The sequence below is a fragment of the Bacillus cereus group sp. MYBKT111-2 genome (assembly GCF_051915205.1).
Lineage (GTDB): Bacteria > Bacillota > Bacilli > Bacillales > Bacillaceae_G > Bacillus_A > Bacillus_A paranthracis.
Genome location: NZ_JBQAEG010000003.1, coordinates 184083 through 209490, shown reverse-complemented (window position 1 = coordinate 209490; position 25408 = coordinate 184083). Strand labels below are relative to the sequence as shown.

Below are 25408 nucleotides of genomic sequence, written 5' to 3'. Positions count from 1 at the left end.
ATAGTCATACATGTAAGGTTTAAACTCCTGCTTCCACTACTGTGGAAGCTTCTCTAAATGATGTGCAATATCAACATACATGTTTGAGTATGTTGAATGTATGTCATTACTTGGCGTAGCGTTAGAAGAGAAGTGGACAATTACCATATTCGCTTTCGGATCGATGTAAAGTGTTTGTCCGTAACTACCTAACACTTCAAAAGCACCTTGTTCATTGTGCGGAATCCACCATTGATTATGATAAGAAATGGAAGCTCCAGGGCCAACTGCAAGTTCGCCTTCTTGCACATTTTTTATATCTTCAGTAATAGAAGAAGGGAGAATTTGTTTTCCGTTATATTCCCCGTTATTTAATAATAATTGTCCGAATCTCGCCATATCCCTAGCAGTTGCATTTAAACCAGCGCTTGCTTGTTCAACTTTTGTTTCATCTGTTACGTAATACGCGTTTTCTTCCATACCAATTTGAGACCATATGCGCTCACTAACGTTTTCAGCTAATGATTTACCAGTGATCGTTCGAATAATCCAAGCGAGTGTTTCTGCTGATCCGTTATCGTAAGAAAAATCGGAACCAGGCGGTGCAGTTTCTTCTGCTTCTTGTAACATATCATAAATTTTCATGGGACCATCGTAATTTTTACCTCGAGGTAAAATATTGCTTGCCAAGTATAGTTGTGCATCTTGATTTTCTAACGCTGGGTGTTCATAGCCGTGAGTGGGGTATTCCACAGAAACTTGCATGTCCATTAATTGCTGCAGTGTTGCTTTTCCGAACGGTGTATTTTTTAATTCTTTTATATATGTGTCAGCTGTTTTTTCTAAATCAATACGGTTTTCTTCAGCGAGAGATTGTATTATTGCTCCGGTAAATACCTTTGCTAATGACGCCATACCATGCGGTTCGCTCTCGTTATATCCATTGAAATATCGTTCATAAACAAGTTGTCCATTGTGTACAACGACAAACGCATCTGTTTTGTTATCATCTAAAAGTTTTTTTAGAGGAGTTGTATTTCCAAATCTACGCTCTACAGCAAAATCGTCTAAGTTTTGCAATGCGGTAGAGAAGTGAAAAACGTGATCCGGGTTATTTTTCACCTCGTTAATTAAAGTGAATTCTTTCATATGTGTATACGACCAACGTAAGTAGGGATCATCTAGCCAATTTTTTTTCGTCACGTTATTTTTCGATGGGATTGTTTTATTGTGTTTGAAGTATGTAAAACCGAGCCCTGTAATTACAAATATGAATGTGATTATGAGTAAGAGTAGGGGAGATTTTTTTAGTTTCATATCGGTCCCTCCTTTTTATTTCTACTATTAGTATACGCGTCTATTGAAAGAAATACAAAATAAGGAAAGTAAACGGGGAAGTTTACTTTCCTTATTTATGTTAAGCGGAAACTTTTCCGTCTGTATGTTGTTTCTTGAATTTTTGTTTTCGTCCGTGTAATCCATAGTATAAAAGTAAAGTGAACGCAACGATAATAGCTGCGATGAAATACATATTATGGTAACTTGATTTCGCTGCGACGATACCTAAAATGAAAGAACCAAAACCGAGCCCACTATCAAAGAATGAGAAGTACGTAGCTGTCGCAGAACCACGTCGATGGTTTGCAGCGGCAGAAATCGCAATCGTTTGGAAGCTTGGAATTAATGTTCCGTAACCTAAACCGATTAACATACCTGCGCCAAGGAACCAAAACGGAGTTTGCGCTTGGCTTAAAATGAACATACCAATTGTGAAAATAATGATAGCTGGGTAAACAAGTACATTTTCACCGAAGCGATCAAAAATCTTTCCTGTAAATGGACGAGAAATGACAACAACGAGTGCGTATAAAATAAAGAAGTAACTAGCAACTTCTCCTAAACCGAGCTCTTTCGCATAAATAGGAATAAAGGATAAAATACCACTATAAGAAAAGGCTAAAACAAATCCTGTCAGAGCGATTGGAATAGAAGCAGGTTCAAGTAAGTCTTTCCATTTCATTTTTTCTCGTTTTTGTTTGCTCACTGGTACTTCATGCGGAATATTTACAAGTAGTCCTAATAAAAATGCAAGCAATGAAAATACGGAACAAACGATAAATAGTACAGTGAATGAAAAATGAGAAATAATTGTTAAACCTAAAAAAGGACCAATTACCATTGGCAGACTCATAAATACGCCGAAATAGGCAAGTGCTTCGCCTCTTCTATGAGCTGGCGCAACATCTGTGACAATCGTACCAGTTGCAGTTGTTGCCATACCGAACCCAATACCATGTAAGAAGCGAAGGGCAAGTAATAAAAATAAACTTTGTGCACCGAAATACATAACGGTAGCAGCTAAAAATAGTGAAAGTGAAATAAATAAAATTTTCTTTCTCCCTAATTCATCAAGCCATTTTCCTGTAAATGGTCTACATAAAACAGATGAAATAAGAAAAACAGTTGCAACTAAACCAATTTCCTCAGGTTTTCCTTTTAGGCCGTCTATTACATAGACGGGTAAAGTAGTCATAAGCATATAAAATGTTAAGAAGAGAAATAGACTACTAAAACAAGTTCCGAGGAAATCCTTCGTCCAAAGTTTCTCACTTTGCATGGTCATCCCTCCGAGTTAATCTAAGTTTTTAATAATTTGTTGTAACACTTGAAATGCTTGATGTAAATCATCTTCGTTAATACCTTCTAGCGTCTTTTCTTCAAAAGTATCAACTTCTTCTTGCCATACCGGAATCATTTTTATCGCTGTTTCTGATAAAGAAATGAGCTTCTCACGGCGATCTTTTCCTTCAGTACGAATAATCCATCCCATCGTTTCCATACGTGTTAACGTACGAGTCATCGTGGGTGATTCAACATTTAAATACTGACATAATTCTGTTTGCGTACAAGAACCAGTTTGATTAATACGGAAAATTACAGCCCATTGCGCACTAAATAACCCAGTGGGAGATACGCGTTCATTAAATTTCTTCGTAAACTTGCGAGAAGTCTGGCTGACAATGTGAAAAAAATGTTGTTTTTCGTCCATGTATGTTGATCCTTTCAAATTAGTTACCTAGCTAACTATATACTTTTTTATTATAATTGTCTAGTAATAGACATGTTGATTTATGTAAAAAATTCTTATAGGTTTTATGTTGCGAACGTATATTCTACGTGCTATTCTTTAAGTAAGTAAAGAATTTTCTTTCTATTTAAATAGAATGGGGGAACTTGTGATGATTAAGCCTGCAACAATGAAGTTTGTTTCACTATCGAACGGAGAAACGATTGCGTATCAGGAAGTTGGAAGGCAAAATACAGATATTCTTGTACTTATTCACGGGAACATGACATCGTCACAACACTTTGATTTAGTTATTGAAAAGCTGCAAGAGCAATACCATATTTACGCTCTCGATTTAAGGGGATTTGGTCAATCAACGTATAATAAAGCGATAGATTCAATACAAGACTTTGCAGAAGATGTAAAATTATTTATCGACGGGTTAAAACTAAAGAAATTTTCATTAATGGGCTGGTCAATGGGCGGTGGTGTTGCAATGCAATTTACAGCGAATCACCCAACTTTTGTAGAAAAGTTAATTTTAGTAGAATCAGTGGGCATGAAAGGGTATCCGATTTTTAAAAAGGATATAAACGGGCAACCAATCGTATCAAGCTTAGTAAAGACGAAAGAAGAAATTGCACAAGATCCCGTACAGATTGCACCAGTGTTAGATGCGATAAAAAATATGAATAAATTATATTACCGTACAGTATGGAATTTATTAATATATACACATAATCAACCTGAACCAGACCGTTATGAAAAGTATTTAGACGATATGTTAACGCAACGTAATTTCGTAGATGTGAATTATGCGCTCATTACATTTAATATTTCAGATGAACATAATGGGGTTGTAGAGGGAAGTAAGCAAATTCATCATATTAAAGCGCCAACACTCGTCATACAAGGTGACAGAGATTATGTCGTACCACAAGTAGTCGGTGAGGAGTTAGCAAAACATTTGCCAAATGCAGAGTTGAAGGTATTAGAAGATTGCGGTCATTCGCCGTTTATTGATTGTTTAGATGTATTTATAAAGCATGTAGAGGATTGGTTAGAACAGAAATAATCCCCGAAATGAAAGGTATTGCATATACTATAACATTGTAAGTAAAAGGGGAGATTATCCATGCATCATCCGTTCTTCATTGCGCATTCTCCATATAATCATCATGTGTATACAAAAATGATGATAGCTCCGCTGTATATGCAAGTTTCACCAGTTGTAGTTCCGTTACAAATACAACAGCCACCAATTGTTCATTCGCATCATTATTTGTATGAAACTGCTTTTTATAAACATCCGTATTTCAAGCAATTCCATAACAATGTGAAAGCACAAGTTTGGGAAGGATAAGAAGCTAAAAGATTCATTCTTTTAGCTTCTTTTTTTTTGCGAATATTCGTACACGCATTTGCAGAAACAGTTTATAATGAGAAGTGGAAAGCGTGAGAAGGAGAGGGAAAGGGATGTCGATACGTTTTACTTTTTGGATTATGGTTGGGATTGTAGCAATCTCGGGTTTGTCACAAGGAATGCTTTTACCGGCCATTGCAATGATTTTTGAACAAGAAGGGGTTAGTTCAAGTATTAACGGTATTCATGCGACAGCACTATACATTGGGATATTAGTGATCTCACCGTTTCTTGAAAAACCGATGCAAAAGTTTGGAATGAAGCCAATTATCGTGATTGGTGGGTTTCTCGTTATTATTTCATTATTCTTTTTTACACAAACATTTTCGTTTTGGGTATGGTTTATCCTTAGATTTCTAGTTGGAGTGGGAGATCATATGCTACATGTCGGAACACAAACATGGATTACGACAACATCGGATCCGAGTAAAATAGGTAGACAAGTATCGATATACGGTGTATTTTTCGGAATTGGTTTTGCCGTCGGTCCGTATTTAGCAAGCACAGTTCAGTACGGTCTTGCAACGCCATTTATTATATCTACTATACTTTGTCTAATAGGTTGGCTGTTATTATTACCAACAAAAAATGCATTCCCGGCGCAAGATGAAAGAGAAGTGAAGAGTGAATCATCATTTTCTCGTTATAAACAAGTTGTTGGATTAGGATGGATTGCACTGCTGGGGCCACTTGCATATGGCGTACTGGAAGCAATGTTAAACAGTAACTTACCAGTATACGCGCTTCGAAAAGGATGGTCCGTTTCAGAAGTATCCTTCTTATTACCAGCATTTGCAGTTGGGGGCATTATTACACAAATTCCGCTCGGTATATTAAGTGACAAATACGGAAGGGACCGTATTTTAACGTGGACGTTCTGCATAAGTACGGGCATTTTCTTGCTGGCAGCCGTATTTGATCAATATTACTGGATCGTCTTTGCCTGCATGTTGTTAGCGGGTATGGTCATTGGATCGTGCTTCTCGTTAGGACTTGGATTTATGACAGATTTATTACCGAGACACTTATTGCCAGCAGGTAATATATTATCTGGAATTGCCTTTAGTTTAGGAAGTATACTGGGACCTGTATTAGGAGGCGTATTTATAGAAAAAATACAGTATACAAGCTTTTTTATTGCGGTTATGATTATAATAGGAATTCTCGCAATGTTATATATGATCTACATGAAGAATCAATTCGCATCAAGAAAAATAGAAAGTAGGTTAGGGCATGACAAAACAACCTAATAAAAAGAAATTTGAAGTACTCGAAAACGAAACAATTACAGACTGCTTAGCACGTATGGAACAAGAAGGCTATGCACCGTCTCGCCGCATGGAAGAGCCAATCTTTCATGAGGTGAAGAAAGACGGCAAAACAGTAGTTGAACCGTGCGGTAGGAAGATTGTTTTTGAGGGAAAATTGAAGTAATACGTTATATAAAAAGAATGTGCTTTTGGGTACAAGTAAGATAAAACATATGGTCACATAAGAACGCTACTGATTTCAATATCAATAGCGTTTTTATTTTTAACAAATATATAGATCAAAATGAATTTCTGCTTGAATGGAACTAGCGAAATCAATAATATCTTTTTGTAAGTACATTAAGGTAAGAGCCAATTTTCCATAAAAGCATGATTAGTGTGGGGGAATAAAACCTCACTAGTTTCATTGTATTGAACTCCAGTGTTGGGGTATTCGTTAAAGCTGGATACCTATACATTTGAAGGAAAGAACAATGATACAAAAGTAGGATGATTTCAAATGTATGTATTTGTATGATAAAAATAAAATATATTTGAAAACATTGTAATGTACGGGAGGGAGAAATATATAATGATACAAAGCATATATGAAACGCATTTACATGTGAAAAATTTAGAAAAGGCGATAGATTTCTATCAAAATAAGTTAGGTTTAACATTAGCAAAAAAACTATCAAAAAGGCGGGTTGCTTTCTTTTGGATAGGAAAAAATAAAAAACAAATGCTTGGATTATGGGAAGTACATAGTAATGAAGATTTTGAGATGAAACACTTCGCTTTTCGTGTAGATGTAGAGTTTTTAAAGATTTCTAAATTATGGTTAGAGAATCGTGGAATAGAGGTAGTAGGGAGTCAGGGGAAAGGGAATGAAGAACCAATTGTTCAAAGATGGATGCCAGCTGCAAGCGTATATTTTCTAGATTGTGATGGAAATAAATTAGAGTTTATTTCTATGTTATATGATGATCCAGATGAATTAGAATATGCAACGTATTTAAGTGAATGGGAAGCGGAGCACCAAGAAGAATAAAGTGAAACTTTAATTAGTAGGAGTTTTTTTGTATTATGTTAAATAGATAGAGACAAAAAAATCCTTCAAGAAAAGGCATGTTCTTGAAGGATTTTTTTATTGTTTGTAACTTATTAACGATCTTCACGTTTAGATATTTCGGCGCGTTGAATATAACCATCAGAGAAGCTGAAATAAAGAGAATAGCTTCCTCGATTGTATATAAAGCCTTCGCTAGTCATATCCTCTCCGATTAAATCGGGCTCACCAAACCACTCTTTTAATTCATCGATAGAAATATCCATTTTCACCCATATATATCTAGCGTCCCAAGGGTACATATCAATATTATAATCGCCGTATACCGCTATATTAGGTGCATCACATTCTGTACATGGTGCTTTTTTCAAAACATCAGGCACTCCATATTCTTTTTTTACTTCAGATATATCTTTACGCAATGAATTTAATGTAAATGGACCAAACGTTCCATTCTGTAAAGCGGTTGTTAACATTTGTTTCAGTTCTTCTTTTGAATTGATGTTGAAATTATAATGTCTGTTTTTTGCTATTGCATTATAGAAAAATTGTGCATACTGCTCACGCTTCACAAATGTGTTTCCGTTAAAATTACCGGACTCGTCACCTTGTGCTATACGGTTACTACGCAATGTATTTACAGCTTCATAAGCCCAATGACCTTTTGATACGTCATTAAATTTTCCTTGTTCTTTTGATTCTAAATGAAATGCTTTTTGTAATATTACTGCCATCTCATATCGAGTTAATACATCATCTGGACGGAATGTACCTGTTCCATCACCTGTCATAATTCCAGCTTGCGCAATGGCTTTAATATCTTTTTCAAACATATGATTTGCAATATCACTAAACATATTTCCTTGTTTATCGTCTACTTTTAAACCTAAATGTCGATTGACTAAAGAAGCTACCTGTCCTCTAGTAACATTGTCGCCAAAACCAAATTTCCCATTTCCATACCCCTTATAAATCCCTGCTGCTGCTAAGTAATCAATAGCATCTTTTGACCAGTGGTCCTTTGGTACATCTGTAAATACAGTGTTCGTATTACTAGCTACCTTATAGCTATTCGTAGTTGTTTGTGCATTAGCTGTGCCTACCATCGTTGTAGTTACTAGTGCTGCAGTGATTACGAATCCGAAAAAATTTTTAGCTTTGCTTGTTTTCTTCCCCATTTGCGCAAGCCTCCCCGGTTTCATTTAACTTTATTAAATATACTCATTACGATGCATGCATTTAATACAACTAAATGCATGCATCGTAATTGTAACATGTAAGTTATAATTATTTGTCATTTATTTCCGTAATGTGGATGGAATTTTGATAATATAACCAAAAATGTGGATAATTGATATTCAGCGTTATTTAATGATGATACATACAGTAAAATGTTCTGTTTTCCATTCTACGATAGAAAACAGAACGTATATTTGGTATAATCGAAATATACTATATGAAACGATGTACATGAGTTTGACATGTATGTATTAAGGTACGTACTACATAACAATAACTACGCTTTATACAAATCAATCGTTAGAAAGGAAAAGAAGTAATGAATCAAATTTCATTTGAAGATTTATTTGAAGAAGAAAACGCGAAAGAAAAGGTGGAGGTAGCTGAAATACCAGTACCTTTATCACCATTGCAAAGAGATATATTGGAATTAATGGATTCTGAAGAAATAAGTGCACTTGAGCTGTGTGAACAATTAATACGAGCTGGAAAAATATCAGATGAAAGATTCACAACGAATAAGCCGAAAGCATATGGAGAAGTATGCTTACTATTAGAAGGATTTGTTAAAGAAGGAAAGCTTATTTTTGTCAAAAGTGATGAAAAAAGAGATAGGGTTTATAAATTGAATGAAGAAATGTTTAACAGATAAGGTGTGCAGGGGGAATTCATTCATTTTTCTCATTAAAAAAGGGTGTCAATCTTACTTAGATTGACACCCTTTTAATCATCTAACACCTTACATGTTTACGCTTGAAACCAAGTCTTCCTCTATCAAGTTCTTTCTGAATACTCTCTGCAGCATTTAGCAAACTACTTTTTTTATTATCACGTTTTATTTCAACTATACCAACTTCTTTTGCAATCTCGACTGCTTTTTCGTGTAGTGGTACATAGGAAATTGCTACAGTGTTTAGAAAATTATTCATAGCGGATTTAGTTCGTTCTGGCGAATCATGGATTGTCTTTTTCACCATTTCAAGCATATCGGAAAGTTTGCTTTCAGAAAACTCATCGTCTTTGCGATTTCCTAAAAGCCAGCAGTAGCAACTCCAGCCTGCAGACATTTTAAGCTCTTCACCACTTGCAATCCATTTATCAGCAACTTCTTGAGCGATATTTGATTCGGATAAAGTAACTGCCACCACATAATCAGACAACATATAAAAATACGCTCCGTCTATCCATCGATCAAAATCAGACTCCCTCATAGCTTTCGGGTCCGCAATAATGCCTGCAAAATACATAGCATCGTAGTTGCCTGTGGCATAAAGTTCTTCTGCTAACTCTTGGTTTATTTTTATTTTTTTTGCGATTGGTTTCATAGCACCTGTAGCTACGCCGAAAACTGGTTCCTGCGCACCGTTAGATATGTATATTTTTTTCGTTCGTTCCTTGCCTAGAGCTTCAAGCTCTTGCATAACTGTTTTAAAATCCAAAGCTGTGCACTTCCTTTCTTCATGTAAAAACCATTTTAATTGCGAACAACTAACCTATATTTTTTATCATGTTTTCCATACTTCCTAATTTTAAATCTTATGTGAGTAGGATGTCTACTTTCTATCATTTGTTGATAATTCAGTTAGTGATTTTGAAAATTTAGCTTTTTACATAGAGTTTTAGCATAAAAAAACTAATGATTAAAATTTCACTTTAACTTTGACTCTTTCTCGGTATTATCATGTTATTATTTGGTAAGGGGATAAATGGAATGTAAAGTTAAACATGTGAGGTTGGTTATAAATGATGAAGACATTTACGAGAATAGTATTAACTGCAGTGATGCCAATTAGTATGATTATGGGTTGTGAAAATACTGAAAAAACTGAAGCAAAAGAGCCGAAAGCGATACAATCGGAGAAAAAGGATTATACGGATTACTCATATGGAAGCAAAGGTATAGTAGTAAGCGGAAAAGCGAAAGAACGTCAACAATACGAGGTTGGATATATGGATGATAACAAGTTAATTGGGATTGACGAAAATATTGAGGACTGTATTGTGTTAGATAATAAAGATGAAGCAGGTCTTGTTTGGAAGCAAATAGAGCGTGGATCGATTATTGAAGTGCAATATGGTAAGGACCGCAATGATATTGTAGGCGTACAATTAGTAGGAGATCGTGAGCCGTACGAAATTAGTGATAAGTTTGATCGAAATACGATAAACGAGATTGTCGAAAATGTTAAAGGGAATTTGTAATAGAAGCTAAAATGAAAAAATATTTAAATTTACTATTAATAAAGTCGATTTCTTATGGAGATAAGAAATCGACTTTATTAATTATCTTTTTTGTAAGTTGTCTTTCCAAATAAAACTCATTTCAATGTAAAAGGTTACATCTATATTATCGCAAGAATGTAAAAATATTAATATTTTCAAAGAGAAAAGTATAAGGAAACAGCATTTATTTAATAGAGACTTGATAGTTATGAAAAATTATAACCATCCTTCTTGTTGAAGCAAAACAGTAAAAGGTATCCTAATCTATTTTTTGAGAAGTAGTAGTGTGCAAAAGGGGACAAGTTCTTTTGACGGCAATAGCAATTGGTTATAAAATAATGTCTGTTAAGGGATTTTCTAGAAACTATCATTCGCCTGCTGGGGATAAAATGAAAAGGCGGAATAACCATATTTTTATACATAGTAGATTCATAGTCTTTTACGAATGAGAAAATAAAGGGAGGTTGAGATATTTACACGGATAGTGTAGGTATCGATTACAGCAATGAATATAAAAAAACGAGTAATCGCACTATCAACAAGTCTAGTAATGTTAGGGAGTGCACCTTTATCAATATCAGCAGAAGAGATAAATAAATCTCATACTGACCAGCTTCGTATTGCACAAGGGGAGCGTGGAACGAACGTATTACGTTATTCTAATTTCAATCTAGAAACTCCAGATCACATGCAAATTAATGAAGCAGAAGTATCAGAGAACGAGGAAATTCTTCTAGAAGAATATAAGCATAAACATGATGAAACAGAAGAGTTACATAAAATAAAAGAAGCGAAAAAAGGTGAAGTAGCAGAAGATGAAGCCATTTCAAATATTGAAAAGGCATTTGAACATGTAGACGGTCGAAATGATGGTTCTACTCGCGAAATGAAGCCGGTTGAAAAGCGAAGAGCTATTCAGTATAGCGCATCGATGACTACGAAGAAATATGGAACACTTGCAGGTGTCCCGTTTGTAGAGTGGATTGTTCCAGCAGGAAACCCTGATATTCGCCCCGCTAATCCGATGAAAGCACGTTATATTACAATTCACGAAACTGCAAACACTGCCCGCGGTGCAAATGCTGAAAACCATGCGAAGTATTTATATAAACAAGCAACGGAAGGTACGTTCCGAACAGCTTCATGGCATTTTACTGTAGACGATAAACAAATTTATCAGCACTTACCAACAAATGAAAACGGTTGGCATGCAGGAGATGGGGATGGATCAGGAAATAGAGAATCTATAGGGATTGAAATTTCAGTTAACCAAGATGGAGATTACAATAAAGCGTTAGAGAATGCAAAGAGACTTGCAGGTTATTTAATGAACAAAGAAGGTATTAGTGCGGACCACATTTATAGGCATCAACAATGGAGCGGGAAAAACTGTCCTGATATTTTAATTTCTCGTGGGAATTGGACTGGCTTCGTACAAGGTATTCAATGGTATGCAAATGTTAACGCACAAATTGATTCGCCTTTACAAGAAAGAAATGAGCTATTTGATTCCAATGAATATAATCCAGCTGAACCTAATATGGAGCTTGTAGTGAATGGTGATGGTATAAACGTACGTAGTGGTTCGGGACTTGAACATCATATCGTTCGTAAAGCTTCAAACGGAGATCGTTACAAAGTGTTAGCAGTTAAAAATGGTTGGTATAAAGTAGGTAACGATGAGTGGATTTTCTATAACCCAAGTTGGATTAAAATAAACTATAATATGCCACATAAAGAAGTACAAAAACCAAAAGATGATATTACAGGTGGATGGTTTGAAGGGAACATTCGTAAGCTGAACAGCCTTGGAATTATGCACGGTGAAGGAAATGGTGTATTTGCGCCTTATCGTAATGTAACGAGAGCTGAGTTTGCTGCATTAATTTCAAATGCTCTCAAGCTACCGGAAGGAGATAAGTCATTTGTAGACATTAACAAAGCGCATCCATCACTTCATAGCGGTATTAAACGTAGTGCAAGTGCAGGAATTATTAACGGTCGTGGCGGCGGGATTTTTGATCCTAACGCATCTATCACACGTGAAGAAGCATCGATCATGATTGACAACGCATTACAGTATAAAGGTGTTACAGGTGAATTAGCCGCATTACCATTTACAGATCAACATCTAATCACATACAAACAACATGTTCAACGATTATATAGCTTAAAAGTAGTTACTGGTGTTGGAAATAATGAGTTTAATCCTAAAGGGACAGCAACTCGTGGTGAAGCAGCTGCCTTTTTAGTGAAGATGTTAGATGCAAGTCAAAAATAGAAAGAATGATAAAGGAGCTATCCAAAATGAGAATTTGGAACAGCTCCTTTTTATATAAGCCCTTATTAAGCCCCTTGCAAGCCCCTTATAAGCACCTACCAAGTAATAAATCACTAAGAAAAAACAAAACAAAAACAACTACAAGAACAAAAAAGCGCGAAAAAATAAAACCGTCGTTGTAGTAGTTAAAAAAATTTGGAATTCAACTGCAAAAACCAAGCCCTCACTCCTATATGTATATTGAAGGATTGAAATCTGCCTTTTTATAAGTGCGAGGGGGAGGTAAACATATGGCGGTGTACCGTAATGTGCAAGTGAACTTTTGGCAAGATGAATTCATATTAGATTTAACGCCAGAGGAGCGTTATTTTTACATATATTTGTTAACTGGTACGAAAACGAAGCAATGTGGAATTTACGTATTACCGAAACGTTTAGCAGAACTGGAAACAGGCTACAGTATGGAGACTGTTGAGAAGCTGTTAAATAGGTTTGTTGCATATGGGAAAATTTTATACGATGCGGAAACGAAAGAGTTATACATACGAAATTGGTTACACTATAACCCTATTTTAAATACGAATGTAGAAAAATGTGTGTTACGTGAGTTAAAGACTATAAAAAATAAAGAATTCATACATATGTTTTTACGTAAATGTCTGGAAGAAGAATGGAAGATTCCATTGTTGTTGCAACATTTTGGTATGCCAGAGGAAGAGGATACTAGTAGTTTACAAGAAGTTGTTGAAAAAATAGAAGATATGGAAGTGGAAGAGGATACTCAACATAGTGAAGTTTACAAATTTTACGAACAAAATATAAGTAGTCTATCTCCATATATTGTGAAGGAATTGAAGGGGTGGATACGAAAAGTTTCAGGAAATACCGTACTAGAGGCACTTAAAATTGCGTTTGAACAGAATAAGCGAACGTTTGCTTATGTGAAGGGGATTTTGAGGAATTGGTGTATCGAATATGGTGGAGAGAAGTGTGTAATGGGTAGTTTAGAGAGAAGGAGAAGTGTTTTGAGTAGTGTGTTTTAATTTACATTAATTTAATATAGAATGTACGTTCGTTTTGGTGGGTTTTATGCTATACTACCATTAAATAAGGATGTTTTTATAATGGATAAAAGATGCGGGGGAACAAAGTTTGACTACAAATACAACTCGGTTATTTCAATATATTCATATGACAGAAAAACAGGAACAATTATCACTGCTATATTTACAAACAAAAGAAGAAGAGATTTTGAAAGATATTCAATTAACGACAATTCGAGATCAAAGAAGAGGCGATTTTGCTGAGCGGTTTATAAATGATTTTAGGAAAGTGCATAAGCAAGATCCAGCTTTCTTACGATTATTCTATTACTTGTTAGGGGAGCAGTTGTTAAATGTTCTTATAATAAGGTTTAAATATGTAGATTTTTCTAATATGAAGGTTTATTTAGAAAAAAGTGCACTTCCATTGGATCAACTTGTAGTCATTGCATGTAAATATTTAACTAATATCTCTAGTTATGTGAATGAGGCGTATAGTTTTCTGAAAGAGTTAACAAAAGAGAATCCGAACTATATAGAGAGACAATTACATACTTTACTAAATAAGCAACAACTATCACTACTTCTCGTAATGTTTGAAGTAGATTATGAGAGGTTCCATACGTATAGCTCTTTATTGGAAGAGAGATTAAAAGAACATGCTGAATTTATTTTGAATTTGAATGGGGAAAAGGAAAAGATTGAAGCAACTGAAAGATATATAAAAGATGAAAGTGATAGGGAATTATTTTTAGGTGGAAATTTACCGGACTATATTTGGCGACTGTTATTTCATGTCCATAAGTATTCAAACGTTGCGAGGCGATATGTGGAAATATTAGCAAAGAAAAACGTGTGGGGGTTTATAAATCATGCTACGTGTTACGTGTGTCAAACTCTCAATCAGCCTCAAAACTATAAACGAACAGGGAGTGTAAATAAGAAAACCTATAATGAAATTCAAAGTTTTTGTAAACAGTTTTGGATTTCTGAGGAAAGATTCTTTGCGCACCGCCTGAGGCAACATGATTTAAATAATGAAGAATTTTGTAAAGCGTATGAATATGAAATGTTATGCTCCGTGGCGGAAGAAAATCCTGAATTTGTTCAACGTACTTTGCAGTATGTAAGTAAAAGTAATTACCTCATAATCGCACGAACGTTAGCTGAAAAAGGACATGAGTTAAATAGAGGGAGAATGCGAGAAGAATTTTTTATCGCTGCTTTGCAACTTAAGTTGTCTACGGTGCGGGATACGTATCGTGATTATTTACTCGGGAAATTGTCATTTGATGAAATGAAGCAAATACTTACAAACCCGAAATATAGAAATATGTATTGGGATATGCCAGTTTTAGAAGTTGTACTTCTTTGGGATATAGATGATGTAGCAAAAAGAGAAGCGGCACTTACCTTGCAATTTGGAGATGTATATAGTGTTAATTTATATGAACTTCTTTACGAATGCTCTGTCAGAGGGATAGAACCGAAACAGGTATTAGAAGAACTTCTTTCGTATGGGCTAAGTAAGGAAAAGCTGATTGCCTATGCAGTTGAACAAGCTGCATGCTACAGTGAAGAGAGAAATGAGGCGAAGGAAGCGCTTGTTCATGTCATTGTAAAAGAACAAGCGTATATAATTGAACAGTTTGATGAGTATTCTGCTGTTGCCAAAGCATATATTTTAGAAGAGTTAGCAAAGGATAACATGATTAAAATGCGTCCCATTTTAATTAAAACTTTAGGGGATTCATCTAAAAAAATGCGTGAGTCTGTAATTAAACTTCTTTCAAGAGATGTAGAAGCTGCGGAGGATGTAGCGCTGGAACTTCATAATAAAAAGAAAATTGTTCGTGAAAATGTGATGAAACTGCTTATAGAGTATAAAATCGAAAAATATACAGAACTTGTACAGGAAGCTTTGCAAGATAAGAAGAATGCCTCTTTGGCCGAGAAATTTGCTCCATTACTTGAAGTGGGGAGAAGCGCAGAAAATATAGAAGAACTTTGTGGCCGTATCGTAACGGAACAAAAAAGAAATTCACTTCTGCAATTGATTGGGGATGAACCACAAATCCGTCTTCGTCATTCTAATGAAATTGCCGATGCTACAATTCCATTAGCTTATTTGCGGCAGTACATTTCAGATTCTGTTATCGAGAAGAAAGAAGAAGTTGAAGCGATTGGGAGTACTTTAAATGAACAGGACTTGAAAGAATGTGTGCAAGAAATATATCAAACATGGATTTCTCAAGATGCAGATGTGAAGAAACGCGGTATTCTTTCGTTATATGGAATATATAGTGATGACAAAATGGTCGGCATACTGAAAAAGCAAATCGATGAATGGGTGCTCGATATGCGAGGGAAAATTGCAGCTGATGCTGTTCGGGCTTTAGGCTTGTCCTCATCTAAGCTTGCACTTATGTCTATTCATGCAATGGCCTTTAAATATAAACATAAACAAGTGCGTAATGCGGCAAAAGAAGCACTAAGTCTCGCTGCAAAAACACGTAGTATAACGGAAGAGGAGCTGGAAGATCAACTGGTACCAAATCTTGGTTTCAATATACGTGGTGAGAAGGAGATTGATTTTGGGAATAGGTGTTTTACGGCCATATTAACTGCAGAGTCAAAAATTGAATTAGAGACAGAAGAAGGGAAACGTATGAAGTCACTTCCAAAGCCGAATGCAAAAGATGATATAGAAAAAGCTGAATTAGCTAAGAGAGAGGTATCCACTTTAAAGAAAGAGCTTCGAAGTGCTCTTTCCATGCAGAAACAACGTTTGGAAGCTGCTCTATCAAGAAAGCGCTATTGGTCATACGATTCGTGGAAGGCGCTATTTCTGGAGAATCCAATTATGAAGCAATTTGCAACTTCACTTATTTGGGGTGAATATACGGAAGGAAAGTTACTGGAAATGTTCCGTTATGCGGAGGATGGTACGTTTTATTCGGTGATAGGAGAGAATCATGAATTTTCGTCTGGAACCGTGATTGGTTTCATTCATCCGTTAGAATTATCCGAAACGGAAAGAGAATTGTGGAAAGAGCAACTGGAACATTCTAAGATTGTCCAGCCGTTCTTACAAATGGAACGTCCAGTGTTTGTAGTAGAGGAAAATGATAAGGTTACTGTTGAGAGGTTTGGTGGTATTTTATTAAATGGTCGCTCGTTATTCGGTAAGATGACGAAACTTGGATGGATTCGCGGATCAGTTCAAGATGGCGGTGTGTATTATACGTTTTATAAAGAAGATACTCGCACTGGATTAGGGGCACAACTGTCATTTAGCGGAGCGCCGATTGGCTATGAAGATGAAGAAGATATATGTGTGTATGATATTGAATTTTATAAAGCAGGTACAGTGAATCGTGGTTCATATGAATACGATGAAATTGATGATGAAAGACGCATTGTGCCAAAAGAAGTAGATAAGTATTTCTTTAGTGAAATATTATATGATGTACAATTAGCGACCGATTCAAATCTTGGTCATAATGAAAGCTGGCGTAATAAACGATAAAAATTCCCCCTTCATTTGTAGGAAAATGAAGGGGGTTTTCAACTTTTCAAAAAGGTTCTTTCAAAATAGAAGCGAATAGTTTGAGAAAGGAGGGGTTATATGGAAGTTGTTATAAAGAAGAAACGAACTAGGGGTAAGAAAATTTTCATTTGGTCTAGTAGTACCGTTCTTTTATTAGTTATTTGTACAGCGATTTTTTTAAACATATATACGCTGAAATCTGTGCCAAAGATAGACGGAACGATAAAACTAGAGGATTTACAACGTGCTGTTACGGTAAAGCGAGATAGTAAAGGAGTACCACATATTAAAGCGGAAAATGCACATGATTTATATTTTTCGCAAGGGTATGTACAAGCGCAAGATCGATTATTTCAAATGGATTTAAGTAGAAGGCAGGCTTCTGGGATGTTAAGTGAAGTTGTGGGGGAAGCAGCTGTTGATCGAGATAAGTTGTTTCGAACGCTCGGTTTACGGCGAGCAGCCGAAGCGTCTGTTAGCCAATATGATGGAGAAGCAAAATTTGCTCTGCAGTCATTTGCTGATGGGGTGAACGCTTTTATACGCGAGGCAAAAGAGGAAAAGAAATTGCCGGTCGAGTTTACTATATTAGGCTACGAACCTGCTGAGTGGTCAATTGTTGATACGTTAACAATTGGAAAGTATATGGCGTTTGATTTAGGTGGACATTGGCATGGACAGGCATTTCGATATTGGGCGCTGAAAAATTTGCCGAAAGAGCAAGCAAATGAGTTATTTCCTACATATCCGAAAGATGCGCCTAGATTGCTAGCTGAACTCGAGAATACAAATGTGAATGTCGCACAAAGCTTTGCAAAAACAATCATTCCACCAGAGTTTAATGGTAGTAATAACTGGGTTATAAGCGGTGAGAAGAGTGCGTCTGGTAAGCCGATTTTAGCGGATGATCCTCATTTATCTCTTGCGACACCTTCTATTTGGTATCAATCGAAACTTGAAATGAAAGATTTACATGTGAGTGGCGTTATTTTCGCTGGCGTACCAGGGGTTATATTAGGGCACAATGACAAAATAGCATGGGGCGTTACGAATACAGGTCCTGATGTGCAAGATTTATATATTGAGAAGAGAAATCCTAATAATGAAAATGAATTTCTGTATAACGATAAGTGGGAAAAAGCTACCGTTGTGGATGAATCTATTAAAGTAAAAGGCGGGAAAACAATTCCGTATAATGTTACAGTTACGAGGCATGGCCCAGTCATTTCAGAGTTTGCGGATAAAGGGAAAGAGAAGACGAAAACAGTATTTGCTTTGAAATGGACTGCTTTGGAGCCTTCCGCTGAATTAAAGGCTGTATTAAATATGAATAAGGCGAAAGACTGGAATGAGTTTGAAACGGCACTGCAAGATTTTCATACACCAACTCAAAATTTTGTATTTGCATCAAACGACGGCACAATTGCTTATAAAGCAAATGGAAATATACCAGTGCGTAAAAAAGGTGATGGTAGTCTGCCTGTGCCAGGATGGACAGATGAATATGAATGGGAAGGGTATATCCCGTATGATCAACTTCCAAAAGTAATCAATCCAAAACAAGGGTTTATTTCAACTGCGAATAATAAAATTGTAGATGATCATTATCCGTACCATATTAGTAATACGTGGGCGCAGCCATATAGGCAAATGCGTATTCAAGAGTTTTTACAAGAGAAGGAAAAATATACAGTGAAAGATTTAGAAGAGTTACAGATGGATCAAAAAAATTTATACGGGAAAGAGTTTGCTCCTATATTTTTAAAAGAGTTAAATAAAGCATCTTTAAATGAAGTAGAGAAAGAGGGCGTAAAACAATTAACGAAGTGGAATTTTTACGATAGTAAAGATGAATCGGCACCGTTACTATTCCATCTATTAATGAAAGAGATTTCAAATACGTTATTTTCAAAAGAAATTCCGAAAGATGTGATGGAGTTATTTGAAGGGAAGTCACAAGTTGTGGATGAATTGATTCGAAAAGAAGTAGCAGGAGAAAAGAGCGCTTGGTTTACGAAGTATGGAGGCTTCACGAAAGTTGTGCATACATCGTACGAGAATGTAATGAAGAAATTACAGAAGGAGTATGGACCAGATGTTACGGAGTGGAAGTGGGGCGATTACCATCAACTTGCTTTTACACATCCAATCTCAAAATCATCTAGTATGTTAGCGTTACTAGCATTTAATCGTGAGAAACCAGTTCCAATTGGCGGAAGTCAAGTTACCGTTCAAGCGGCGAGTTACGGAGATAACGGTATTGTCAATCACGGAGCTTCTTGGCGATTCGTTATTGATACGAAAGATATGTCAAACGGTTATCATATCGTAGGACCAGGACAATCGGGCCATTTTAGAAGCGATTGGTATCATGATCAAATAGATGATTGGGTAAATGGAACATATCATACGACTACATTGAATACGGAGGGGATAGAAGGGAAGGTGTTAAATTTAGAGCCGAAGTGATAGAGTGTTTTTGTTTGTGGAGAGGACTAGTAATAATCTTTTTGATAATGAAATCTTATCATTTAGAACATAACCCAGTTCTTAAATCATTTTAACAGCCAGCCTACTATCATTTAATTGGATAGTAGGCTGTTTCCATATTCGAAATACGCTGTAGCAACTTCTTCAGGATTACGATTATTTCTACATGCTGCAAGTGCTGTAACTAATAAAGCTATTACAACTATTAATATGATCATTCCAGTTTTAAGGGGAATTAGTTAACAAAGACCAGATATTATTTGCGACAGAACTGTTCCTCTGTACCCCTTGTTTCATCATTTTTCTAGGCTATCCAACTTGACAAATGTTTTTTTATCAAACTACAATGAAAATCATTATCAATAATATAGGGAGGATACTTTTGTCAATAAATGAAAAACGATATATTTATAGGTTAATAACTAGATGTTGTTAAGTCGTATGTACTATTTTTAGTTTAGCGTTGCCCAGAATGTACACCAATTAATCTCACGAATTACAAGAAAACTATAATTGAAATGAGGCTTGCATTGTGAAGTTGGACGTGAATGAGTTAGCAGAGTATCTTGCCAATACTCCTTTCCGAGTAGAAGGAGTATATCGTTATGCTAAAAATCCAGGTGTGCCTTGTGCTGAGTCTACAGATTCTTTCCCAGGATTTGTATTTCCACTTACAGGGAAGACGCAATTTCAATTTAATGGTACGCCGTATATCCTTTCCCCAGGAAAAGTTATACATGGGGGTGCAAAAATGACATTAGCCCATAAAATGCTTGGTGAAATAAACTGGGAATATATTCTTGTTTTATATCGGATAAGCAATTCAGAACGAGAAGACTCTGGCTTTACTCATCAGCATTTTGAATTGTTAACAGGACAATCTCCTCGTCTTGTCGAATTACTTATGCGTCTTTGGGATGTGTATAATCAGCGAGGAGGCATTTCGATGTTTCAGACTGAAATGCTGTTTCGCGAAGCGTTGAATGAAGCTTTATTAAGTGTTGTCAATAGAGAAAACAACTATGAATCGCATACTTTATTCGAACGAATATCTAGTTACGTTCATAAATACTATTATAAAGATATTACAATACATACGCTTACAGAACAAAATAATGTTAATCGAAATCGTCTTTCTTACGTGTTTAGAAAGCATGCAGGTATGGGGCCAGCAGAATATTTATTGAACTATCGTATAAAGATGGCTCAAAAAATGTTATGTACAAGTAGTGTGCCTGTACAACAAATTGCGCAGGCTGTTGGAATCGCAGACCCTTTTTATTTTAGTAGAGTTTTCAAGAAGCGAGTTGGCATTTCGCCTACTAAATATCGCGAGAAGTTCATCAATAATCCATACTAATGTCAACAGAGGTCCATTCTTATTTGAAAATCACTGTTCTATACTTATGGAGAGTTAAAGGAAACATTGGATTGAAAGTACTTTCATTGAAATCACTTCTTTGTACTATCTGAATGAAAAGTTCTGGCCTGAGCATTTTCTTTTTAAGCGTAATAACGACTTTTTTACTTAGATTACTGTAATATAGTGGAAGTTGAAAATGAGGAGGGATCATTATCCATTACCAACCTATTAAACTAAATGACGAGTTATCTAAAATTAACGATTATTGGTATCCACAAGTGATTAGTGAAATGAATGACGATCAAATTCAGCTTTTTAAAGCTAATGGAGATTTTATATGGCATGAGCATCCTAATACAGATAAGCTATTTATTGTGCTTGAAGGGGAGATGTTCATCGATTTTCGTGATGGACAGGTGAAAATTTCTAAAGGCGAGATGTTTATTGTCCCGAGGGGCGTTGAGCATAAACCGTTCACTGAAAAGGAATCCCACATTATGTTGGTAGAGCCTAAAAGGGAAATGGATTGATAATCGTAAAAAGATAAAAAAGGAGCGGAAACCCGTTCCTTTTTTTATTTATCTTACTATTTTTAGGAGGTTAGTATGAATAGCATTTTTATCAATAAAAATTTATTGGATTTTTTGTGGAATATATATGAAACGTTGTATAAAATAATCAAGAAAGCCAAAAATTATAGGGGGAAAGTTGTGAAGAAAAATAAGAGTTTAATAAGTTTTTTAGGAGTGTTTATTATGCTGTTTTCTTTTTGTTTTCAAGGAAATGTACAGGCAGATGTAAATACTGTTCAATCTGGAAAAATTAAATCAGGAAATGTAACGGTATGGGAAGTTGGAAATGTAGCGAAAGTGTTAGCTGATGTAGAGCGCTTAAATTTAAATACAGTAAATGTACCAATTCAGGTAGATATTCCGAATGTGACTTCTACGAACATGGTAATTAATCAAGCGCAAAAGCAACAGGCTATTATTTTAATTCAAGAATTATTAAAGCGTAATATTCAAGTTATAGTAGAACCGTTCCCATATATTCAGCAAGGAAATGTTGGAGAAACGGAATGGAATCCAAGTAATATTAATGATTTCTTCTGGAATTGGAAAACGGTTATTTTGCAAGACATCTTTAACTCGATTACAAGTAAATACAATGTGTACGGGCTCAAGATTGCTTCTAATTTCGTGAATATGGAATATGCAGAAGGATATTGGAGCGATACGATTGATTTTGTTCGCCAGCAGTATAAAGGAAATGTTTTGTATCAAATGAATTGGTGGTTAACAGCAAGCTGGGATCCTTCATATGAAGCGAAGTTTGTAGAGAAAATAAACCGTCCATATTTAAAGAAGGTAGACATTGTTAGTATCGATAGTTGGTTTGAAGTTTCAGGAAAAAGAAATCCATCATACGAAGAAGTGAAGCAAAGTTTATTTGCGACGACAGTATATAATCGTGGGCAGAATGTTGTTCAGCAACTAGAACAATTACATAAAGCAACAGGAAAGCCAGTTTACTTTGGTGGATTTAACGTTCCAGCGCGTGAACTAGGATTGCAAAATCCGTGGAATCCAGATGTTTCTAACGTGTTTTCAAAAGACGTACAATTAAATGGATGGCGCGCTTACCGTGACGTATTAGAACCGAAACCATATTTTAAAGGTTTTTCAATTTGGTTTATTGGTTCTAATGATAGTACGCATGCGTATCAAATACATAGTCAAGAAACGGCGGCAGTTATTAACGGCTGGTACCGAAAATAATTTTTATAAAATAGGTAAGTTTTAAAGTTTGGCACATATATTTCTAGTGAAAGGCCTTTCACCATCTTATCACCTAGGGGGCAATCATAATGAAATTTTTGTCTTACCTTACAGTAATTTTGGTGATTCTTGGCGGTTTGAATTGGTTATTTGTAGCGTTAGATTACAATGTAGTTGAGAAATGGTTTGGTTCTATGCCGGCGCTTGTGGACACTATTTATTGGCTCATTGGTCTTTCTGCAATTTATCAAATTTTTGATCGGTTTTTTACGAACGATTAGCTATTATTCTTTTATTACTAGAGTGTTAAGTACGATTATGTACTTAACACTTTTTTGTATGGTTATAAAGTAAGCATTAAATATTCCCCGCCTACAATTTATAAATAAACTATGGTGTAATCTCCGTACATACTACATGTGGAGTTTTTTTGGAATTCATAGTTATAACATCTTATATTTTGTTTATAATTGTAAATAGTTATTAGAATGTATAAGGGGTATTTTTTTATAAAAAAAGAAAAAGGAAAAATAATGCAACTTTTTAACGCGCTTATTCGTGTTATATATGAAAGGAGGAGGGGAATGGAAATTGAAGAAATATATAAGGTTTATATAAACGATGTGTATCGGTATTTATTTTCCCTTTCTCGTAGCCATCATGTAGCGGAGGACTTGATGCAGGAGACTTTTTATCGGGCGTATCTTTATCTAGAAGATTATGAAAATCAAAAGGTAAAATCATGGCTTTTTAAAGTGGCGTATCATACGTTTATTGATTTTGTTAGGAAAGAGAGAAAAGTGACTTTTGTAGGAACGGAGGAATTAGAGACAATACAAGCAGGTGAATCTACAGAAGAGTATGTAGTCGCAAAAAATAGTTATGAAAAATTAATTCAGATTATTCATACTTTACCTGTGGTAGAGGCACAAGCTGTTTTATTATGTGATGTACATCAATTAACGTACGAAGAGGGTGCTTCTGTATTAGATTTAAAGTTAAACACGTATAAAAGCCACATATTTCGCGGGAGAAAGAGATTAAAACAATTGTTAAAGGAGGAAAAGAGTCAAAATGACAAATGATAAACCTCATTCTGAACAAGAAGATTATAAAGACTTGTTGCAAGAAGCACTTCATCAAAGACCTGCACCTCTTCCTGATGGAAAACAGGAGCAAGTGTTGAAAATAGGGAAAAAAAGAGCGCGTATTACGAACGTTTTGATTGTATTTACTTTTTTATTACTGATTCAACCTATTTTATATATATCTACGCTCTTATACTATGTATTCGCACCTACAAACGCAATGGAGATACGGAATGTAGTAAAGCAAACGTTAAGTGTAACGGAACCAAATGTATATATGAAAGAAAGAGACATGGAGCAAACATTGTTACCGCTTAGTTTACAATTGCATTTTGATTTGTATAAAAGGGTAGGAAAGAAAGATATTCGAATAGGTGAAGAGAAAACATATTATTTATTAAGTAAAGTGGCGAAAGTAAGCCGCGAATATACAACAGATGAAAAAATTCCAGAAGTCCCATATGTAGATAATGAAGTATTGTCTCATCCTAATAATTATAATATATCTTATAATAGTAGTGAAGAAGCGCAGGTATTAAAAGGTCTTCCGCAAGAATCTGTCGTAGAAGCATTTGTATCTTTTAGAGAATTATTAAGTGTACAAGAGGTAACGAATATGTTTCCTACTATTGATATCGTCTGGTATGCCGTTAATACAGGTTTAGAGGAGAAGCAAAAGAATGATGAGGGTATGTATGTTGCTCCGATTGGTTTTCCAGCAGATATGATTTCAAGTCTAAATGGTCCTTTTGTAAGTGATTCACCTCATGAGAAACAATTTATTGGTGTGTTAAAGTCATTACAAAAGCATGAAGATTTAGCGATGAAGCTATCTAGAGCGAAAACATTAGAGTTGTCAAAGCGTATTTCTTTCCTTGAAAAAAATGGGGTAAAAACATATGGGGCAGTTGTAACTGGACCTAAAGGGGAAGTTGAAAAATTGATGAGCCATGAAAAAGTTAGAAACTTGAAAGTAGGTGAAGCGAGATTATGGAATTGGCATTCTTAAAAAAAAGAAAGAGTCATAGTTATAAAAAAGAAACATGGATGGGGACTATTTCATTAATTATTGCCTTTCTAGCGTTATTGTATTTGAACATTACTTTGCTTAGTCAAGAAACATTTATAGGCGAAGGTTTTCGAGAAATAGTTGGCGTTGGATTGTTATGTTCAGTCGTAGGCATGATCACAAAAAGAAAAAGTCGAAAATATGCATTGTGGGCATGTAGTTTATTTGTTTTTATGCTATTGTTTACTATATTTGGATTTATGTTAGGTTGGATGATAAGCTTTGGGCCGTAAATATGTGGGAAAGAGCGAATGTAGATTCGCTCTTTTTTTATGTGTAAAAAGTAAAATAGATAAGAGAAGAACGTATCAAATTTAAAAGGAGCGCAGTATACATTTTGAATGTCGTTATGTTGATATGTTTTTTTTGTTCACTTTATAAAAAATATATTGGCACTTGCAAGCGATTCCATTGCGTCTTACGCCGTAATAATAGAAAACAAATTGACCGTGTCTTGTATTGTGAGGTATAATTCAGAAAGTTTAAAAAATAAAAG

General features: G+C 35.3%; 24 protein-coding genes and 1 pseudogene. 18 read left to right on the top strand and 7 right to left on the bottom strand.

Features of this window, described 5'->3' with window-relative positions; genetic code table 11:
* Positions 1-36: 36 nt before the first annotated feature.
* From ACTFNE_RS09815 to ACTFNE_RS09805, 3 genes are all read right to left on the bottom strand, one after another.
* Positions 37-1296 (bottom strand): serine hydrolase domain-containing protein, encoded by a 1260-nt coding sequence (locus tag ACTFNE_RS09815; protein ID WP_046198438.1) that lies wholly within the window; start codon positions 1294-1296, stop codon positions 37-39.
* A 100-nt stretch (positions 1297-1396) separates the two neighbouring features.
* On the bottom strand, positions 1397-2596 hold the full coding sequence (locus tag ACTFNE_RS09810) for an MFS transporter (protein WP_098922557.1): 1200 nt from the start codon (positions 2594-2596) through the stop codon (positions 1397-1399).
* Between the two features lie 15 nt (positions 2597-2611).
* Entirely contained in the window at positions 2612-3028 is a 417-nt protein-coding gene (locus ACTFNE_RS09805) for a MarR family winged helix-turn-helix transcriptional regulator (protein WP_000343680.1), read from the bottom strand.
* A gap of 175 nt (positions 3029-3203) precedes the next feature.
* Between ACTFNE_RS09805 and phaZ the strand changes: the two genes are divergently transcribed.
* The 4 genes from phaZ to ACTFNE_RS09785 all read left to right on the top strand — a co-directional run bounded on the left by phaZ (position 3204) and on the right by ACTFNE_RS09785 (position 5903).
* Entirely contained in the window at positions 3204-4121 is a 918-nt protein-coding gene (phaZ, locus tag ACTFNE_RS09800) for an intracellular short-chain-length polyhydroxyalkanoate depolymerase (protein WP_139303820.1), read from the top strand.
* Positions 4122-4181: 60 nt separating this feature from the next.
* Positions 4182-4409: a hypothetical protein gene (locus ACTFNE_RS09795; RefSeq protein ID WP_000546480.1), complete on the top strand. Its 228-nt coding sequence runs from the start codon at positions 4182-4184 to the stop codon at positions 4407-4409.
* 113 nt (positions 4410-4522) lie between these two features.
* The gene (locus ACTFNE_RS09790; RefSeq protein ID WP_000027642.1) at positions 4523-5719 is read left to right on the top strand and encodes an MFS transporter; all 1197 of its coding nucleotides are present in this window, start codon (positions 4523-4525) and stop codon (positions 5717-5719) included.
* Positions 5703-5903, top strand: a complete 201-nt coding sequence (locus ACTFNE_RS09785) for an NETI motif-containing protein (RefSeq protein ID WP_000166303.1) — start codon at positions 5703-5705, stop codon at positions 5901-5903. Before ACTFNE_RS09790 ends, ACTFNE_RS09785 begins: the two co-directional genes overlap by 17 nt.
* Before the next feature lie 99 nt (positions 5904-6002).
* Here ACTFNE_RS09785 and ACTFNE_RS09780 read toward each other — a convergent pair.
* A pseudogene (locus ACTFNE_RS09780) lies at positions 6003-6080 on the bottom strand (DUF4279 domain-containing protein); the annotation flags it as partial.
* A gap of 231 nt (positions 6081-6311) precedes the next feature.
* Here ACTFNE_RS09780 and ACTFNE_RS09775 point away from each other — a divergent pair.
* On the top strand, positions 6312-6770 hold the full coding sequence (locus tag ACTFNE_RS09775; protein WP_046198440.1) for a VOC family protein: 459 nt from the start codon (positions 6312-6314) through the stop codon (positions 6768-6770).
* A 113-nt stretch (positions 6771-6883) separates the two neighbouring features.
* Here ACTFNE_RS09775 and ACTFNE_RS09770 read toward each other — a convergent pair whose 3' ends face one another.
* The gene (locus ACTFNE_RS09770) at positions 6884-7966 is read right to left on the bottom strand and encodes an S-layer homology domain-containing protein (protein WP_270705954.1); all 1083 of its coding nucleotides are present in this window, start codon (positions 7964-7966) and stop codon (positions 6884-6886) included.
* A gap of 380 nt (positions 7967-8346) precedes the next feature.
* On the opposite strand from ACTFNE_RS09770, the gene ACTFNE_RS09765 reads away from it, so the two are divergent.
* Complete coding sequence (locus tag ACTFNE_RS09765) at positions 8347-8679, top strand: DUF3895 domain-containing protein (protein WP_046198442.1); 333 nt, start codon at positions 8347-8349, stop codon at positions 8677-8679.
* A gap of 79 nt (positions 8680-8758) precedes the next feature.
* Here ACTFNE_RS09765 and ACTFNE_RS09760 read toward each other — a convergent pair whose 3' ends face one another.
* Positions 8759-9466, bottom strand: coding sequence for a DNA alkylation repair protein (locus ACTFNE_RS09760; RefSeq protein WP_046198443.1), 708 nt, complete (start codon positions 9464-9466; stop codon positions 8759-8761).
* 304 nt (positions 9467-9770) lie between these two features.
* On the opposite strand from ACTFNE_RS09760, the gene ACTFNE_RS09755 reads away from it, so the two are divergent.
* The 5 genes from ACTFNE_RS09755 (at position 9771) to ACTFNE_RS09735 (ending at position 19593) form a co-directional block, all read left to right on the top strand.
* Complete coding sequence (locus ACTFNE_RS09755; protein ID WP_000978300.1) at positions 9771-10229, top strand: hypothetical protein; 459 nt, start codon at positions 9771-9773, stop codon at positions 10227-10229.
* 526 nt (positions 10230-10755) lie between these two features.
* Positions 10756-12531 carry an S-layer homology domain-containing protein gene (locus ACTFNE_RS09750; RefSeq protein ID WP_270705955.1) on the top strand — a complete coding sequence of 592 codons (1776 nt, stop codon included), beginning with the start codon at positions 10756-10758 and terminating at the stop codon, positions 12529-12531.
* Positions 12532-12821: 290 nt separating this feature from the next.
* On the top strand, positions 12822-13574 hold the full coding sequence (locus tag ACTFNE_RS09745) for a DnaD domain-containing protein (RefSeq protein ID WP_270705956.1): 753 nt from the start codon (positions 12822-12824) through the stop codon (positions 13572-13574).
* A 109-nt stretch (positions 13575-13683) separates the two neighbouring features.
* Positions 13684-17103: a DUF4132 domain-containing protein gene (locus tag ACTFNE_RS09740; protein ID WP_046198447.1), complete on the top strand. Its 3420-nt coding sequence runs from the start codon at positions 13684-13686 to the stop codon at positions 17101-17103.
* Positions 17104-17202: 99 nt separating this feature from the next.
* Entirely contained in the window at positions 17203-19593 is a 2391-nt protein-coding gene (locus tag ACTFNE_RS09735) for a penicillin acylase family protein (protein WP_046198448.1), read from the top strand.
* A 113-nt stretch (positions 19594-19706) separates the two neighbouring features.
* On the opposite strand, the gene ACTFNE_RS09730 is transcribed toward ACTFNE_RS09735, so the two are convergent.
* The gene (locus ACTFNE_RS09730; RefSeq protein ID WP_270705976.1) at positions 19707-19832 is read right to left on the bottom strand and encodes a hypothetical protein; all 126 of its coding nucleotides are present in this window, start codon (positions 19830-19832) and stop codon (positions 19707-19709) included.
* A 314-nt stretch (positions 19833-20146) separates the two neighbouring features.
* Between ACTFNE_RS09730 and ACTFNE_RS09725 the strand changes: the two genes are divergently transcribed.
* The 7 genes from ACTFNE_RS09725 (at position 20147) to ACTFNE_RS09695 (ending at position 25145) form a co-directional block, all read left to right on the top strand.
* Positions 20147-20974, top strand: a complete 828-nt coding sequence (locus ACTFNE_RS09725) for a helix-turn-helix transcriptional regulator (RefSeq protein ID WP_046198449.1) — start codon at positions 20147-20149, stop codon at positions 20972-20974.
* Positions 20975-21267: 293 nt separating this feature from the next.
* Positions 21268-21507 carry a cupin domain-containing protein gene (locus ACTFNE_RS09720; RefSeq protein WP_000997182.1) on the top strand — a complete coding sequence of 80 codons (240 nt, stop codon included), beginning with the start codon at positions 21268-21270 and terminating at the stop codon, positions 21505-21507.
* A 180-nt stretch (positions 21508-21687) separates the two neighbouring features.
* Positions 21688-22755: a glycoside hydrolase family 113 gene (locus ACTFNE_RS09715; protein ID WP_046198478.1), complete on the top strand. Its 1068-nt coding sequence runs from the start codon at positions 21688-21690 to the stop codon at positions 22753-22755.
* 89 nt (positions 22756-22844) lie between these two features.
* On the top strand, positions 22845-23036 hold the full coding sequence (locus ACTFNE_RS09710) for a DUF378 domain-containing protein (RefSeq protein WP_000670804.1): 192 nt from the start codon (positions 22845-22847) through the stop codon (positions 23034-23036).
* A gap of 303 nt (positions 23037-23339) precedes the next feature.
* Positions 23340-23840, top strand: coding sequence for a sigma-70 family RNA polymerase sigma factor (locus ACTFNE_RS09705; RefSeq protein WP_046198451.1), 501 nt, complete (start codon positions 23340-23342; stop codon positions 23838-23840).
* Positions 23830-24852, top strand: coding sequence for an anti-sigma factor (locus ACTFNE_RS09700; RefSeq protein ID WP_046198452.1), 1023 nt, complete (start codon positions 23830-23832; stop codon positions 24850-24852). The genes ACTFNE_RS09705 and ACTFNE_RS09700 overlap by 11 nt, the downstream gene beginning before the upstream one ends.
* Entirely contained in the window at positions 24834-25145 is a 312-nt protein-coding gene (locus ACTFNE_RS09695) for a hypothetical protein (protein WP_046198453.1), read from the top strand. Before ACTFNE_RS09700 ends, ACTFNE_RS09695 begins: the two co-directional genes overlap by 19 nt.
* Positions 25146-25408 lie beyond the last annotated feature (263 nt).

Coding starts and splice junctions, on each gene's coding strand:
- ACTFNE_RS09700 (WP_046198452.1), top strand. CDS start 23,830: ATGACAAATGATAAACCTCATTCTGAACAAGAAGATTATAAAGACTTG.
- ACTFNE_RS09795 (WP_000546480.1), top strand. CDS start 4,182: ATGCATCATCCGTTCTTCATTGCGCATTCTCCATATAATCATCATGTG.
- ACTFNE_RS09750 (WP_270705955.1), top strand. CDS start 10,756: ATGAATATAAAAAAACGAGTAATCGCACTATCAACAAGTCTAGTAATG.
- ACTFNE_RS09705 (WP_046198451.1), top strand. CDS start 23,340: ATGGAAATTGAAGAAATATATAAGGTTTATATAAACGATGTGTATCGG.
- ACTFNE_RS09775 (WP_046198440.1), top strand. CDS start 6,312: ATGATACAAAGCATATATGAAACGCATTTACATGTGAAAAATTTAGAA.
- ACTFNE_RS09790 (WP_000027642.1), top strand. CDS start 4,523: ATGTCGATACGTTTTACTTTTTGGATTATGGTTGGGATTGTAGCAATC.
- phaZ (WP_139303820.1), top strand. CDS start 3,204: ATGGGGGAACTTGTGATGATTAAGCCTGCAACAATGAAGTTTGTTTCA.
- ACTFNE_RS09815 (WP_046198438.1), bottom strand. CDS start 1,296: ATGAAACTAAAAAAATCTCCCCTACTCTTACTCATAATCACATTCATA.
- ACTFNE_RS09810 (WP_098922557.1), bottom strand. CDS start 2,596: ATGCAAAGTGAGAAACTTTGGACGAAGGATTTCCTCGGAACTTGTTTT.
- ACTFNE_RS09735 (WP_046198448.1), top strand. CDS start 17,203: ATGGAAGTTGTTATAAAGAAGAAACGAACTAGGGGTAAGAAAATTTTC.
- ACTFNE_RS09755 (WP_000978300.1), top strand. CDS start 9,771: ATGATGAAGACATTTACGAGAATAGTATTAACTGCAGTGATGCCAATT.
- ACTFNE_RS09720 (WP_000997182.1), top strand. CDS start 21,268: ATGAATGACGATCAAATTCAGCTTTTTAAAGCTAATGGAGATTTTATA.
- ACTFNE_RS09710 (WP_000670804.1), top strand. CDS start 22,845: ATGAAATTTTTGTCTTACCTTACAGTAATTTTGGTGATTCTTGGCGGT.
- ACTFNE_RS09745 (WP_270705956.1), top strand. CDS start 12,822: ATGGCGGTGTACCGTAATGTGCAAGTGAACTTTTGGCAAGATGAATTC.
- ACTFNE_RS09765 (WP_046198442.1), top strand. CDS start 8,347: ATGAATCAAATTTCATTTGAAGATTTATTTGAAGAAGAAAACGCGAAA.
- ACTFNE_RS09770 (WP_270705954.1), bottom strand. CDS start 7,966: ATGGGGAAGAAAACAAGCAAAGCTAAAAATTTTTTCGGATTCGTAATC.
- ACTFNE_RS09730 (WP_270705976.1), bottom strand. CDS start 19,832: ATGATCATATTAATAGTTGTAATAGCTTTATTAGTTACAGCACTTGCA.
- ACTFNE_RS09695 (WP_046198453.1), top strand. CDS start 24,834: ATGGAATTGGCATTCTTAAAAAAAAGAAAGAGTCATAGTTATAAAAAA.
- ACTFNE_RS09785 (WP_000166303.1), top strand. CDS start 5,703: ATGACAAAACAACCTAATAAAAAGAAATTTGAAGTACTCGAAAACGAA.
- ACTFNE_RS09805 (WP_000343680.1), bottom strand. CDS start 3,028: ATGGACGAAAAACAACATTTTTTTCACATTGTCAGCCAGACTTCTCGC.